Consider the following 14,556-nt stretch of genomic DNA (forward strand, 5'->3'; position numbering starts at 1 on the left):
CGACGAGGCGCGGCTTACGCATTGATATTTGCCGCGACCGCCTCGCTTAGTAGGCCAAAAGAACTCGTCGACGTCTTTGCGTCTCCGAGTGTTGAGCCTGGAGCGTGCCTCTCTTATACGTCATAACCGAAGTATGCTGATGCGCAGGTTAAGAGGACCAGCGCGTGGCGAAATCGTGGGGCCATCCTACAGCACAATCATTTTTCTCCGTGTCGACTCAACGGCCTCCAAGGTCGGTTGGCGTAGGTTCTCTCCCACTCATAGCACTCCCACCCTTCCCGTGACGGGCTGCGATCGAAAGCAGCCCGTCACCCCTCGCCTTGGGAGGCATCTTTAGATTGATTTGCCGTGCGGGAACTCCACTAGAACCGTGGCAGATTTCCCTGATGCTGCCTTGCCTTTGATCAGGAATAGCATTAACGTATATCAGACAATCTGTCAATCTGTTCGAGGCTTGTGGAAGCCAGTCATCGCATCATTAGAGGCTTCCCAACTGCAGCGCTGAAAAACTAGGAGGCCATCTCGAGCGGGAGAACGTGGATGTCGGTGCTGGTGATGATCCGCCATGACGAAAGCCTAGGGAATGAGAGATTCAACCGGCCTCCACAAAGGTCCGAATCGGTCATGTACGCGATCAAAATCGCTCGCACGCCATCCGGTCTCGAGCTTTGAAGGTTTGGAAAACTAGTCCCGGCATGTGCGAGTTGGTGTTCATAGATAGGTTTATATTGGATGACCGAAAGTTTGTTCAGCAAGCCCGATGAAGGGACCTTAGTGAAAGACAACTTTATCGAGGGCTCCGATCCCGAACGTCTTTTGCCTTTGATATCATCGCCCCTGGCGTCCTCTGACCTTGCTCAACACGACAGTAGATCGCTTAACTCTCGCTGCAGTCGAATTTCCCTTGATGGTTTTGGCGTTGCGGATGCCCATCATGAAGGGGCGTTCTCGGTCATGATAGATTCCCCAGTTGACGTCGTAACGGTCTTCCTGCCGGCGTCCGGGAATGCAGTCTTTCATTGGTCTGGGCAACAGGTAGAGTCGCCGCATGTTGCAAATGCTCCGCTGAATGCCCGACAAGATGGCATAAGATCTCAACTGTCATTGACGATCGATACGCAATCCTTGCGTGACAAGCTTTCTCGCATGCTCGATCGGACGATCAGCGGAAATCTGCAAATTCAGCCGACCCTTGATCTTGCATCGAGCGCGGGAACGCTCATGCGAGAACTAGCCCTGTCTGCCCATCGCGGCCTCAGTGCCGGGGGGCTCTGCGACAATGCCCGTCGGCCTATAGCTCGCTCCTCGACGCGATAGAGTACCTTTTGATCGAAAGCTGTATGCATCGCTATACCGATGAACTTCGTCGTCCGTCTCCGTCTCCCACGCCTCGCCACGTGAAACGGGCAATGGAGTTTATGGAAGAGCATATGGCTCAACCCATTTCCCTTAACGATATCGCCGCTGCGGCCAAGGTCAGCGTGCGGACTTTGCAGCACGGCTTCCGACAATTTCGTAATACCAGCCCCACAATGCACCTCCGAGACTTGCGTATGTGCGCAGCTCGACAGGAACTGCTGCAAAACGGCGCTAAAATCAGCGTTTCGGAAATAGCGCTTAAGTGGGGCTTCACACACCTCGGCCGTTTTGCTGCAGAGTACAAGAGACGTTACGGCGAACTGCCATCTAAAACAGTGCATATGAGCGATGTTCTGCCGCATAGGCGATCTATGTGTGCTTCGCAGGCCTCTCCGCCCGAAAGCTGACCCGGAAATAGCCCTTCGCGATGGCGCTGTGGTTCGCAGCGCTCCACCGGGCTATACCATCGCTGCGCCCTTAATTTTTCGGTCTGTCGCCACAGACGGTCAGCAGCCGAGCGTACAGTGCTTCAAGGTGATTGGTGATTTGGATCATTTGCAGCCGCTCTTGCTCCAGGCGCTGCGACTGTGCATCTTCGTGGCTTTCTAAGTGGGTATCTGTCTTAGCCTGTTGCCCGAAATTGATTGCGATAACTTTGGACATCTTCGAACTCTCGTTGAATTTCGTTAATACTCCGCGTCTTGAAGGAAGACAGTCGCGGAAGGTGAAAAAGCAAAAGTCTGCTAGGCAGCTGCGATGCGTCCTGATTGGTGCCAAACCTTTGCTCAAAACTAAGGAAGCATTCCATCCCTTGTTCAAGCGGAGTGATTCCGTAGCTGAAGGTTGGGTCGAAGTCGCGCCTAAGTCCGAACCGGTTGGATCCGATCGCCGTTGATCGATAGAATGCCAGAGACCTGATCGACGACCGGGCCGATGATACCATCTGCTACCTCAACGACGACAATGGCGCTGTGGCTAGACCGATGGGATTGGTTATCTCGGCAGCAAGCTCTATCACCGGAATGACAGAACCGGCAGATCCCTGAACCGAGAACATGCGTTAGGGGCAGCGGCGTCGCCTCTGCTAACCCCCGGATTTCCGGGATCAACGTCGTCTTCATGCAGAACTGCTGGCTGCCAGATGGAAACCGATAATATCCTGCGGTGAATTATGACATGATTCATTAAAACTCTTCCCATTCCTTAGTCGCGACAGCGGCTGTAGTACGTCCGCCGAAGGCGCCGGCAAGCTTCTGGGAGAGGGCACGCGCTGGCGAGGCGGCCGGCTTACCGTTCTGGTGGGCAACACGCCGTACAACAGTCGAACCGTCGAGCCTGAAGCGCGCAATAAGCCGCGCCAGATTGGAAGCCTCATCCGCCAACCGGTTGGTGGCCGCCGTCGATTCTTCCACCATCGCCGCATTCTGCTGGGTCGTCTGATCCATCTGGTTGACCGCAGTGCTGACTTCCGCCAGCCCGGTCGATTGCTCTCGTGCCGCCGTCGAGATCGTATGAACGTGCTCGTTCACCTTGATCACGTGGCCTCGGATTAGACCAAGGGCATCGCCTGTGGCCGTTACCAGCCTGACCCCAGTTTTGACCTCGTCGCCGGACCGGTTGATCAGCGCCTTGATATCCTTGGCGGCAGTGGCGGAGCGCTGTGCCAGTTCACGCACCTCCTGAGCCACAACGGCGAAACCCTTTCCAGCGTCACCCGCACGCGCCGCCTCGACGCCGGCGTTAAGGGCCAAAAGATTGGTCTGGAAGGCGATCTCGTCAATGACGTTAATGATCTGGCCGATTTCATCCGAGGCCTGCTCGATGCGGCCCATGGCGGCGACCGCGTCTTTGACAACCGCGCTCGACTGCTCGGTGCTTCTGCGTGCCTCATCGACCATATGGCTGGCTTCCGTGGCTCTTTCTGTCGAGCTTTTTACCGCCACCGTGATTTCCTCAAGCGCCGAAGAGGTCTCCTCCAGGGCCGCGGCTTGCTGTTCCGTGCGCTTTGAAAGGTCGCCTGAGGCGATGCGCATCTCGCCGGCTCCGCCGTTGATCGTGTCGACGGCGGAGCGAACCTCGCCTAATACGGATCGAAGGGCTGCCATGGTGGCGTTGACATTACTCTTCAGTTCACCAAAGGCTCCCTGAAACTCGCCGCACATGTTTTCCGTCAGATCCCCATCGGCAAGCGCTGAGATAACTCGGCGAGTTTCGGCGATGCCCCGGTCAACAGAGGTGACCAGCTCGTTGACGCTTCCTGCAAAACGGTCGAGAGCCGCATCGCCGTATTTCTTGGTGATGCGATGGGTGAAGTCACCGGCTACGGCGGCTGACACCACCTCGGCAATGCTCGACTGCAAGTCGGCGCTCTTGGCCTGCAACGCGGCCTCCTGCGCGTTCAGATCGCGGGCCTTGATGCTGTTTTGCTTGAATACCTCAACGGCTCTCGACATCTTGCCGATTTCGTCGGCGCGCATTGCGAAAGGAACCTCAGTGTCGAGATTACCATCTGCCAGTACGCCCATCGTGGTAGTCAACCGCGAGATCGGATCGGTAATCTTCCGGATGCAGTAAAGCAGGGCTATAATGCCCGTCGTAGTTGCCAGCGCCATGGCAAGAATGGTGACCAAAACCGTCGATGAAACGGCGCCCATCGTGTTTCCGACGGCCGCGACTCCACCACGCTTGTTAACTGCGACATCCTGGTCAAGGAGCGCTCCGCTATCATTATACAGTTTCGTCGTGGCGTCACTCGTTAGAAGAGCAAATGCTTCATCCTTCTTGCCTGCCTGCATTAGTTTAACAATCCGCTCGCCATCCTCCTGATATTGCGTCCACAAAGCGGAGAACGCGTCATAGGCCTGACGCTCCTCGCCGGATGTCACCATCGGCTCATATTCACCACGGGCATTCGCGAGATCCTCCATCTTCTGGCGGAAGGTGGTGATATTATGCGCAAGGCTCGTCGAATCTGATGAGTTTGTCACCAGCCTGAACTGCAGGATGCGGTAGTCCGCGGTGATCGTATTGATCCGATTTATCACATCGATCGATGGCAGCCAGTTGCTGGCAACTTCGGATATATTGCTCCTAATGGACAGCAGCTTGACGATACTCACGATGCCCTGGCCCGCCGCGAGAAGAGAGAGCAGAACAAATATCAAAGATAAAGCGAGTCTAATGGACTTGGGCATAAAGGCAAACCTTTTAGGTGAGGTGGACGATCGACTTGTCTACTCAAATCTTCCAATTGCCGTTTCATTCATTCGAACGGCAGATCAATCTTGTGGGTCTGTGACATAGCTGAGAATACCTATTGGTTGCGTTGGTTAATGAAGCCTTTCCTGCCCGTCTCGAATGCAAAAAGACGACGTTTTAAGGATAGTCAGGCGTCCAATGGATCGTCCGCGCTTACAAGGAGGATGCAGCCGGCAAAATTTTATTTGGCGCCGTTCGAAGAGCATCATCGTTTTCAGCAACCGAGTTTCGCCCCGCCACGAGCGACCTAGAGCAAGTCCTGCGATCGATGAATCGATTGTGATGTGACGGCGTCCATCGAAGCTGATTCAACTCCACAGAGAAGAGGTGGATGATGGGACAGGCCCTGAGCGATGATCTTCGAATACGGGTTTTGAAAGCGTCTGCGGCGGGCATGTCGGCTCGACAGGCTGCGGCTCGTTTCGGAGTTGGGATTTCGACGGCGATCCGCTGGATTGCAAGAGCGAAAGAGGGTGAGCTGACTGCTCGGCCACAGGGCTGGAGACGACCTTCGGCAGTGGATGCACACGAGGAATTCGTTGTCGCGTTGATCAACGAGCGTAGGGATGTGACGCTCGATGAGATGGTTGAGCGCTTGTCCGTCGAGCGGCAGGTGAAGATCAGCCGCAGCGCACTTGGCGCTTGGCTTCGAAGCCGTGGGTGGACCTTTAAAAAAGACCGCACACGCACTGGAGCAGGACCGACCGGACGTCCTGAAGCGCCGGCGCGCCTGGTTCGATGGTCAATTGGACCTCGATCCGGAGAAACTGATCTTCATCGACGAAAGTGTGCTGCAGAGGCACGGAAGGAGTTCAGTGTGAGCTAACCCCGTAACGTGAAGCTGCGTGAATGATGGAGGATGGCCCTCCGGGATCGGCTTTCAGGAGCGGGTCTCAAACCAGTCCGAGCTGCTGCGGTAAAGAGCCGTGGTGGTGAGCGCCGGATGAAAAGTTCGGACGAGATCCGAGCAGGTGCGTGTCCGAAGACGAACGAAAGTGAACCCTCCGAAGACGCGCCGTTATGAATATTGACCTTGCCCCCAAGTTTTATCCAGTTTTGAGTTCGCTCCAGCGGTTTTGGGTTGCTGTATTCGGGGCGGTAGCGGCGGGTTGCGGTGCGGAGCCATTCCGGCTGCGCAGCACCGCATCACGTCGCGGGTTGATTGTCTGAGCGAACTCGGCAGGTGTCATCCAGCCGAGTCCAGAGTGCGGTCGATGATCATTGTAATCGCTGCGCCAGTTTGAAAGCGCTGATCGAGCATGGGTCAGTGACGAGAAGAGAGTTTCATTCAGGAACTCGTCTCGCAGCCGCCCATTGAAGCTTTCGATGAAGGCGTTCTGGATCGGTTTGCCCGGTGCGATGTAGTGCCATTCCACCTTGGTCCGATCCGTCCATTGCAGGATCGCGTTGCTGGTGAACTCGCTGCCGTTGTCGCTGACGATCATCGTCGGCTTGCCTCGTCCCTCGATGATCCGGTCCAGCTCACGGGCAACCCTCAGGCCGGAAAGGGACGTATCGGCGACGAGGCCCAGGCATTCCCTGGTGCAATCGTCGACGACCGTAAGCACCCGGAACCTGCGTCCATCGGTGAGTTGATCCGACACGAAGTCCAATGACCAGCGATCATTGGCGGCAAGCGGGATCAGCATCGGTGCTCGAGTGCCTATCGCTCGCTTCCGCCCGCCGCGCTTGCGCACGGTGAGCTTCTCCTCCCGATAGAGCCGGAAAAGCTTTTTGTGGTTCACAAGGTGTCCCTCGCGCCTGAGCAGCACATGAAGGCGTCGATAGCCAAAGCGGCGGCGTTCATTCGCCAACGCCTTCATGCGCTCGCGAAGGCCATGATCGTCGCCGCGGCTGGTTTCATAACGGATCGTCATTCGGCAAAACCCGATGGCTTTACACGCCCGCCGTTCGCTCATCTGGTGGTGATCCATCAGATGAGCGACAGCTTTCCGCCTTGCTGCGGGCGTCACCACTTCTTTCCCAAAAGCTCTTTCAAAGCCGCATTGTCGAGCATCGCATCTGCCAGGAGCCGTTTCAGCTTCGTGTTCTCGTCTTCCAGCGTCTTCAGCCGCTTGGCTTCGGATACGTCCATGCCGCCGAACTTGGCTTTCCATTTATAGATGCTCGCATCGCTGACGCCGTGCTTGCGGCAAAGCTCCGAGACCGGCGTGCCAGCCTCGTGCTCCTTCAGAATGCCGATGATTTGTTCATCTGTGAAACGATTGCGCTTCATTCCCTGGTCCTCTCAATGGGCCAGAGCTTACTTCAAAATGGATTATTTCAACGGGGCAAGGTCAATATAAGCGTCGTCGAAACCAGGACTGTTTCGTCATCCTGGGACAAGTCCGCCGGGTGCCTGATGATTGGGCGGGCGGCGACCGGCGTAGAGGGGGCGTGAGTTGGACACAGGCTTTCACCCGGAACTGCAGGAACCAGGCTCCTGATGCCAAGGGAGAAGCCCAAGCGGAGAAACCGTAAGGCGAGAGTACCGATGCAGGAGACTGGGGCGGACCGATCCGTATGAGCGTTGAGGGCCCTGTAATGGGGCAGGAGCAAAGGGATCGGATCAGGTGGTCGTATTGTTTGGAACAACTGGAAACAGGATGACTTCGATAGGTACGACAGACAAGCCGTTTCGGATTGAGAAGCGGCAAGTGTACGAAGCTTACAAAGCGGTCAAAGCCAACCGTGGTGCAGCCGGGTGGACGGTGAGACCCTGGAGATGTTTGACAAAGACCTTGCGAGAAATCTCTACAAGATCTGGAACCGGCGGTCAGTGATCGGATCGCGCAGATGGTGGTCAAGCAGATGATTGATCCGGAATCCGACATCAAAGCTGTTCGACAATCTTCCGCATGATCTCTTGCTGAAGACGGTCAGAAAAGACGTTAAATGCAACTGGGCTCTGCTCTACATCGAAAGATGGTTGACCGCGCCTATGGAAAAGAACGGAGAAGTCATTGAGCGGATGCGTGGTACCCCGCAAGGGGGCGTGGTCAGCCCGATCCTATCGAATCTCTTCCTGCATTACGCGTTTGACGTCTGGATGACCCGGACGCATCCGGATCTACCATAAAGGCCTGGCGCCGGCGAAGATCGGCGGCTACGTCAAACCGACACTGAGGGTGCGGCCGCCGACAACTACACCTTGACGCGTCGCTGGTTGACGCGAATGGCTTTCGCTTGACCCTCCACGCTGGCACGTGCAGCATCGTCGGCCTGATCGATTTCAGGACGAACGCGTGCATCGATCGGGTGGTGATCATGCTCCTGCTCAGGACTCCGATACGTTGAAACGACAACGCCACGGTGCAACAGCTCGTTCATGTCGTGTTACCTCTTCGAAGGCTACAAGCTATCTGGGAAAGACTTACCTTGTAGGGCATTGGCGGAAGGATCGACAATCGAAAAGACAGGCAGAAATCTCGTCTGCAAGGCCGGCCCCAGAAGGGGTCGGAAGGGAAGATCCGTAGGACAGCTCCCGCGAAACCTCTAGAAAAGTCCAGCCTTTTGAGACCTCGCAACCGGCGGAGAGGATGTTGCTGTCCTGCCTCTATTCAACAGACCTCTCCCCCTTTAAGTTCAGTCGGCGAGCGACCCTTGGGCGATCGCTATGCGCCGATCCCGCCCATGCAGACGTATTTCATGGATAAGAAGTCATCCATTCCGTACTTTGAGCCCTCTCGGCCGAAGCCGGATTGCTTGACGCCGCCGAATGGCGCTAATTCGGTGGAAATCAGACCCGTGTTCACGCCAACCATGCCGTATTCCAGCGCCTCTGTGACCTTCCAAACGTTCCTGAGGTCGTTGGCGAAAAAGTAGGCTGCCAAGCCGAATTCCGTATCGTTCGCGAGTTCGATGACTTCCTCGACAGTATCGAACTTGAACACCGGAGCCAGAGGCGCGAAGGTTTCCTCACGCGCAACCTTCATATCCTTTGTGGCACCCGAGAGAAGCGTTGGTTGGACGAACGTGCCTCCGCGAGCATCGCGGTCACCACCAACCACGACAGTCGCACCCTTGGTCACAGCGTCATCGATATGACCATAGAGCTTTGCTACCGCTTCATCGTTGATCAACGGGCCGATCGTCGCCCCGCTCTCAAACCCGTCAAGAACCTGCAAGGCACTCACGCGCATTGCCAGCTTCTCGACGAACCTGTCATGGATCCCGCTCTGTACGTAAATACGGTTCGCGCACACGCAGGTTTGACCCGCGTTACGAAACTTAGAAAGCATAGCCCCCTCGACCGCCTGGTCGAGATCTGCATCGTCGAAAACGATAAACGGCGCATTGCCGCCGAGTTCCAGGCTCAGCTTCATGATCTTCTGGGCGCCTTGCGCCATCAAGATACGGCCAACTTCGGTCGAACCGGTGAAGGTCAGTTTCTTGACGACCGGGTTGGAGCAGACCTCCTCGCCAAACATTCTTGCATTATCCGTCGGGAGGACGCTGAACAAGCCATCGGGTATTCCGGCACGCTCCGCGAGGATCGCCAATGCAAGCGCCGATAACGGAGTCTCGGCAGCAGGCTTGAATACGATCGCGCAGCCGGACGCGAGCGCCGGCGCGATCTTGCGGCACACCATCGCCGACGGAAAGTTCCAAGGAGCGATGGCGGCCACAACGCCAACCGGCTGCTTGATGACAAGCAGTCGCTTGTCGGCCTGGTGACCTGGAATGGTGTCACCATAGACACGCTTGGCTTCCTCACCGAACCATTCGATGTAGGAAGCGCCGTAAGCAATCTCGCCACGCGCTTCCGCCAGTGGCTTGCCCATTTCCGATGTCAGAATTACGGCCAGGTCTTCAGCGTTAGCTACCACCTCTTCGTAGAACTTCCGCATGATCAGCGAGCGTTCCTTCGCCGAAACCTTAGCCCACTTCTTCTGTGCAGCCTTTGCAGCATCGATAGAGGCTCGCACTTCAGCAAGGCCAGCGCTAGGCAAAGAGGCAAGGACGTCCATCGTGGAGGGGTTTAGCACGTTGATGCGTGTGCCGTTTACCCCTTCGCTCGACCACTTTCCTCCAACCAGCATCTGCTCGCGAACGAGAGTCTGGTCCTTTAAACGGCCTAGCAGGGTGCTGGAGATTGCCATGGATCTTCCTTTCTATGCATTGATCATATCTGATTTCGAATGTGTGGTGACCGTGCGTATATCGCGACCATCGGAACGATGAGCAGACCGACGACAGCCTGCTGCGCCGGAAAGTTCAGTCCGAGGCCAACTAGAAGCGAGGTCAGTACAGTCAGGACAAGAACACCGAGCACTGTCGCGCCATAGCCGCCCGCCCCACCAAGAAGCGACGTCCCTCCAATCACCACCGCTGCTACGGTGGTGAAAAGATAAGGGTCGCCCACGCCGACGAAGCCACCACCGGAAAACCCTAGTAGCAGCATGCCCGTGATTGCAGACATGGCACCGCTGACGCTATGGATGACGGTCCAGACCTTGAATTCGGAGATTCCGAGGCGGGCGGCCGCCGTCCGGCTTCCGCCGACGGCGTAAATGCTGCGGCCAAACCAGGTGTTGTACATGAACCATCCAAGCGCGATGGCGACGATAGCCCAGATCACGATGACCGGAGGCAGCGACAGGCCGAAAAACTTTCCGTTGAACGCCGAAATGTTCCTCAGCCATTCGGGTACCGGAGCAAACACTGTACCACCAAACGCCGAGCCGAGTGAGGTGTAGATCTGGACCGCACCGACGGCCGCGAAGCCAACTCCGAGCGACATGATCAGCGCTTGCCCTTGGAGACGGAAGCTCAGGGCGCCATTGGCGGCCCCGACAAGCGCACCGAGGAGCATGACAACCAGCATCGCGAGGGGAGCGGGAATACCTGCGACCATAAGGCTGGGAAGGAGGATGTTCGCGCCTCCAATAATATATGGTATCGAAAGATCGAGCGCACCGACCAGAGCGCACAGGGTCTGGCCAATGGAGGCAAGCCCCAGAAACGCTGCGAGAAGAAGGATTGAACGCGCGTTTTGGGATGATACGAAGCCGGGGACCAGCAATGCACCGAGTGCTAAGAGAGAGGCCAGAAGAACAAAGCCAATGACGATGCTCCGATGAGCCTTGAGCGGGTTAGACTTCTGAGCCGATTTGATTTCGGAATTCATAACTGTCGCGACCATTATCTTGCTCCTTACACAACCGCGCGGCGACTGATGACAAAGACGTTCACGAGAAGTGATCCGACGAGGATTAAGCCGAATGCCATCTGGGTAACGAACCCCGAAACCGTGCCGAAGTTGAAGGTGGAGAGGAGATAGGAGATGAGGAACATGTTGATCGCGCCAAGCGTAGATCCAAGTGCTCCACCACGACCACCGGAGAGGCTCGCACCTCCGAGAACCAGGGCCGTAACAGCCTGAAGGGTGTAGGTGCTGCCCTGCGTCGGATCACCAGAGGAGATCAGCGCCGTGTAGCTGAGGGCGGCAAGTCCAGCGAATGCTCCACCAACAACGTGGGCGATGATGCGGACTGCGTCCACTCGAACGCCGCTCGTATACGCCATGCGCTCATCCGCACCCGTCATGCGAAGGTTGCGGTAAAACATCGTCCCCCTGAGAAGGAGCCATAATGCATACGCTGCAACCAGCAACAGCAAAACAGGTGACATGATGTCGGTCCCCGCCCCCCAGCTAAGCATCCAGTCGGGCGCGACTCCACCCGGTCGGGACATCACCATCAGGTTCAACCCGGAGAGGACAAGAAAACCCGACAGCGTAACGATTATCGGAGCGACACGCACATAAATGATAACCAGCGCCTGGAGTAGCTGGAATGCCGCTCCCAGGCCGACTGCCCATACTATCACTGCGATAGGGTTGGTAATTCCGTTACCCACAAGCCAGGTAATAAGGGTAACGTTGATGAACCCCATCAAGGGGCCAACTGAAAGGTCCACTGCTCCACGACCCGCCATGACAATGGGGGTGAGGGCAAGCGCCGTTAGAATCAAGGGCGTGGCGACAAGGATTGCACCTGCGAGGCCGTTGTTCGTGAATAGCCCGTGTCCGCGTAGGGCAACGGCGACCAAAAGGACAATGAATAGGCCGGCCGGCACGAAGAGGGAACGGTCCTGGGTGATTTGACGGAATGCGATTCCAGACATCATGCAGTCCTTTCCAGATCGAACTCGATGGAGGCGTTTGGCGATTTTCCAAACATTGCGGCCAAGATTGGCTCTTCCGCTATGTCCTCGCCTGCTAGCGACCGGAAAAGCCTTCCAGCAAAGAAGACGTCGACGCGGTCCGCAAAGCCGATGAACTCTTCGATTTCGCTTGATAGATAAATCACGCTGCCACCCTTCTCCGTGAACAGGCGCAGTTCGCGGTAGAGATCGCGCTTCGTTCCGAGGTCGACACCGCGAGCGGGATCGTTAAGGACGATGACGGACGGTTGGTTGGCAAAGGCACGGCCGATCAAAACTTTTTGCTGATTTCCGCCCGACAGTGAGGTGATCTTGTTCGCCGGACTTCCAATCTTAATCCGGAGCCGATCCACCTCGCGTTTGAACATGGGTTTGAGGCCGGCCTTATTGATTATACCAAGAGGACCGAGGTTCTTGCGATAGACGCCGATGGCAAGATTTTCGAAGATGCTCTGCTGAGGGAAGATACCTTCACGCTTGCGGTCGCCGGAAATATACGAGATTCCTGCTTTGGTAGCGTCTTCGAGCGATGCGACCTTTTTCATTCTCTCGGTGCTGGATGACCAGACTTGGACATTACCACCAAAAGGCTGGATGATACCCGCAACGGCGCGTACGAAAGCGTCCTGCCCCTGCCCGTCGAGTCCTGCAACACCGATGATCGCTCCTTTCGGTAGATCGAAATCGAAGGGCGCTGCCGCGCTGTGAGTAACGAGGTCTCTTACCGCTACCACGGCCGGCGCGGCGGCGCCTACTTGCTTTGATTCGTACGCCTTCGCGTCGCTTGCGTTTCGGTCCGCGGGCGTCATCATTGAAAGCAGGTTCTCTTCAGTTATTTCATGCTTCTCGAGCGTACCAATGGTGACGCCGTCGCGAAGGATCGTGGCTCGATCGGCGATGCGGACAAGTTCAGCGATCCGATGCGTTACGATCAGCACGGTCGCACCTTCCCTACGGAGACGATCAATTTCCTCGTGGAGGCGGATCGTGGAATCGAGGTCTAATGCCGCAGACGATTCATCGAGGATGAGGACCTTCGGCCTGCGCAAGACCGCTCGCGCAATAACTATCCATTGCTTGACGCTCAGAGGCAATGCCCCAACGTTCTGATCGAGATCCACGGGCTTGCCGACGAGGCGTTTCAGGATCTCCTCAGCCTCGGTACGCCGACCACTGCCGCCCTGCGAGCGGAAGATGCCGTCGCGCCCGACATACAGGTTTTCCAATACACTGGCCTCGTCGGCCACCAGCACTTCCTGGAAGATCGTTGTCAGCCCGATGCGCTTGGCGTCAGTCGGAGTCGAAATCTCTTCTCCAAGGACCGAAACGCTCCCGGAATCTGGGTGCAACACTCCAGACATGATCTTCGCCATCGTGCTTTTGCCACTTCCATTCTCTCCGACGATGGCGTGCACTTCTCCGGCCCGGGCTTCAAAATCACACTTCTTTAAGGCCTTAGTCTCGCCGAAAGACTTGGCAACATTGATCAACTTGATCGTAGTTTGGTTTTGCATCGGAGATCCTCTAATCCCAACGGCCGCGCGAGGCGGTCCTCCCACAAGAGAAACTTCTGTCCGGTGGCAAGACCCACCGGGCAGAACAGTTTCACTTCGACACAGGCTTCCAGGGATCAGCCGGGCGTTCGAAGTAGTCTGCAGCAATCGCAGCAGGAAACCACCCGTCCGCCTTGGGCTCCACGAAGTCTGTCGAGTTCAAGTCGCAATCTTCTGGTATTGCCGCGCGGACTTCATCGATGGTGTAAGGCAAGACGGGTCGAAGGAAGGACTGAACCTTAGGGCCTTGTCCCTCCAATGTGCGGAGCATGATCTCCCACATCTGTTGCATCTCGCGACGCGGCGGCCAAATATGGAAACTCCTGTCCACAAACTCGGGGTTCTTGCGCCAGTAGCACGCGGCGGAAGCTTCCCCCCCGAGGGTAATCGGGATCATGTCTCGACCTGACTGCAGCATTGCGTTGAGAACGCCGTTCTCTTGGGCCCCCTGCGTGAGGATCCCATCAATCTTCGTCGGGTTCGTCGCAAGAAACTTCTGAACTTCGACCTGGGCCACCTGGTCGGTCCACTTCCCTGCAACTTCACCGACGATCTTTATGTCGGGGTACTTAGCAAGTGCTTCCTTAGCCGCTTTGTCAAAGCTGTCCGAAGAAGCGAAACCGGGAATACCAGAAACGAGAAGGATATTGCCCTTCTTTCCTATTTTTTCCGCCAGCCACGTCGCCATCTCGGCACCGCCCTGCGCGTGATTGGCCGCGCCATTGATGGCGTATGGCGACGTCACGTAGCCCGAAAATGAGAACACCGGCACACCGGCTTTGTAGGCATATTCGATCGTCTGATTAAGAGCCGTGACGTTCGAGCAGCAGATGATGATTGCATCGACGCCTTCGTCCACCATTTGACGCATCTGCTGGATCTGAACGGCGTCTTTAAGATCCGACTGGGTGACCACGACATCAGACACCAGGCCCGCAGCCTTTGATCGCGGTAAAAGATCGCTCATGACCGCATCGAGAGCTGCGGCTCGCCAGGTGTTGCCAGCGTAGCTGCTTGCATAGCCGATCTTCCACGGAGGACCCTTTTTGGGCTTGAAGTCTTTGTAGGCGCTCGCCCCCAATGGAATCTGCGGATCTACAGTTTCATAGATCTTCTTTTCTGTAGCCGGTAGCTGATCGACACCATCCGCGTAAGCGGTTGTCGCCAGGGCGCTAACCGAGATCAGCGCCCCAAGTGTGACATTCAGAATGCACCTCAT

General features: G+C 56.5%; 10 protein-coding genes and 2 pseudogenes. 3 read left to right on the forward strand and 9 right to left on the reverse strand.

Annotation, left to right across the window (positions count from 1 at the left end):
• Positions 1–1,340 precede the first annotated feature (1,340 nt).
• Positions 1,341–1,766 (forward strand): helix-turn-helix transcriptional regulator, encoded by a 426-nt coding sequence (locus GGD53_RS32045; RefSeq protein WP_009984005.1) that lies wholly within the window; start codon positions 1,341–1,343, stop codon positions 1,764–1,766.
• A gap of 70 nt (positions 1,767–1,836) precedes the next feature.
• Here the strand turns inward: GGD53_RS32045 and GGD53_RS29040 are convergent, their stop codons facing one another.
• Positions 1,837–2,022 carry a hypothetical protein gene (locus GGD53_RS29040; RefSeq protein WP_004673279.1) on the reverse strand — a complete coding sequence of 62 codons (186 nt, stop codon included), beginning with the start codon at positions 2,020–2,022 and terminating at the stop codon, positions 1,837–1,839.
• A gap of 521 nt (positions 2,023–2,543) precedes the next feature.
• Positions 2,544–4,553, reverse strand: coding sequence for a HAMP domain-containing methyl-accepting chemotaxis protein (locus GGD53_RS29045; protein ID WP_011053346.1), 2,010 nt, complete (start codon positions 4,551–4,553; stop codon positions 2,544–2,546).
• A 398-nt stretch (positions 4,554–4,951) separates the two neighbouring features.
• On the opposite strand from GGD53_RS29045, the pseudogene GGD53_RS29050 reads away from it, so the two are divergent.
• Positions 4,952–5,411, forward strand: a pseudogene (locus GGD53_RS29050) (helix-turn-helix domain-containing protein); the annotation flags it as partial.
• 252 nt (positions 5,412–5,663) lie between these two features.
• On the opposite strand, the gene GGD53_RS29055 reads toward GGD53_RS29050, so the two are convergent.
• A protein-coding gene (locus tag GGD53_RS29055) for an IS3 family transposase (protein WP_184460158.1) occupies positions 5,664–6,853 on the reverse strand; the annotation gives its coding sequence in 2 pieces (ribosomal slippage) (positions 5,664–6,604 and positions 6,604–6,853; 1,191 coding nt in all).
• Between the two features lie 370 nt (positions 6,854–7,223).
• Between GGD53_RS29055 and GGD53_RS32440 the strand changes: the two are divergent.
• Positions 7,224–7,693 (forward strand): annotated as a pseudogene (locus tag GGD53_RS32440) (reverse transcriptase domain-containing protein); the annotation flags it as partial.
• A 68-nt stretch (positions 7,694–7,761) separates the two neighbouring features.
• Here the strand turns inward: GGD53_RS32440 and GGD53_RS29065 are convergent.
• From GGD53_RS29065 to GGD53_RS29090, 6 genes are all read right to left on the reverse strand, one after another.
• Complete coding sequence (locus tag GGD53_RS29065; RefSeq protein ID WP_004668636.1) at positions 7,762–7,947, reverse strand: hypothetical protein; 186 nt, start codon at positions 7,945–7,947, stop codon at positions 7,762–7,764.
• Between the two features lie 284 nt (positions 7,948–8,231).
• Positions 8,232–9,719, reverse strand: a complete 1,488-nt coding sequence (locus GGD53_RS29070; RefSeq protein WP_008534338.1) for an NAD-dependent succinate-semialdehyde dehydrogenase — start codon at positions 9,717–9,719, stop codon at positions 8,232–8,234.
• A 23-nt stretch (positions 9,720–9,742) separates the two neighbouring features.
• Positions 9,743–10,762, reverse strand: coding sequence for an ABC transporter permease (locus GGD53_RS29075; protein ID WP_004668632.1), 1,020 nt, complete (start codon positions 10,760–10,762; stop codon positions 9,743–9,745).
• Between the two features lie 11 nt (positions 10,763–10,773).
• Positions 10,774–11,748, reverse strand: coding sequence for an ABC transporter permease (locus GGD53_RS29080; protein WP_008534336.1), 975 nt, complete (start codon positions 11,746–11,748; stop codon positions 10,774–10,776).
• Positions 11,745–13,298 carry a sugar ABC transporter ATP-binding protein gene (locus tag GGD53_RS29085; protein ID WP_064823765.1) on the reverse strand — a complete coding sequence of 518 codons (1,554 nt, stop codon included), beginning with the start codon at positions 13,296–13,298 and terminating at the stop codon, positions 11,745–11,747. Before GGD53_RS29085 ends, GGD53_RS29080 begins: the two co-directional genes overlap by 4 nt.
• A gap of 91 nt (positions 13,299–13,389) precedes the next feature.
• Positions 13,390–14,556: an ABC transporter substrate-binding protein gene (locus GGD53_RS29090; RefSeq protein ID WP_008534334.1), complete on the reverse strand. Its 1,167-nt coding sequence runs from the start codon at positions 14,554–14,556 to the stop codon at positions 13,390–13,392.

Source organism: Rhizobium aethiopicum (genome assembly GCF_014197535.1).
Taxonomy (GTDB): domain Bacteria; phylum Pseudomonadota; class Alphaproteobacteria; order Rhizobiales; family Rhizobiaceae; genus Rhizobium; species Rhizobium aethiopicum_A.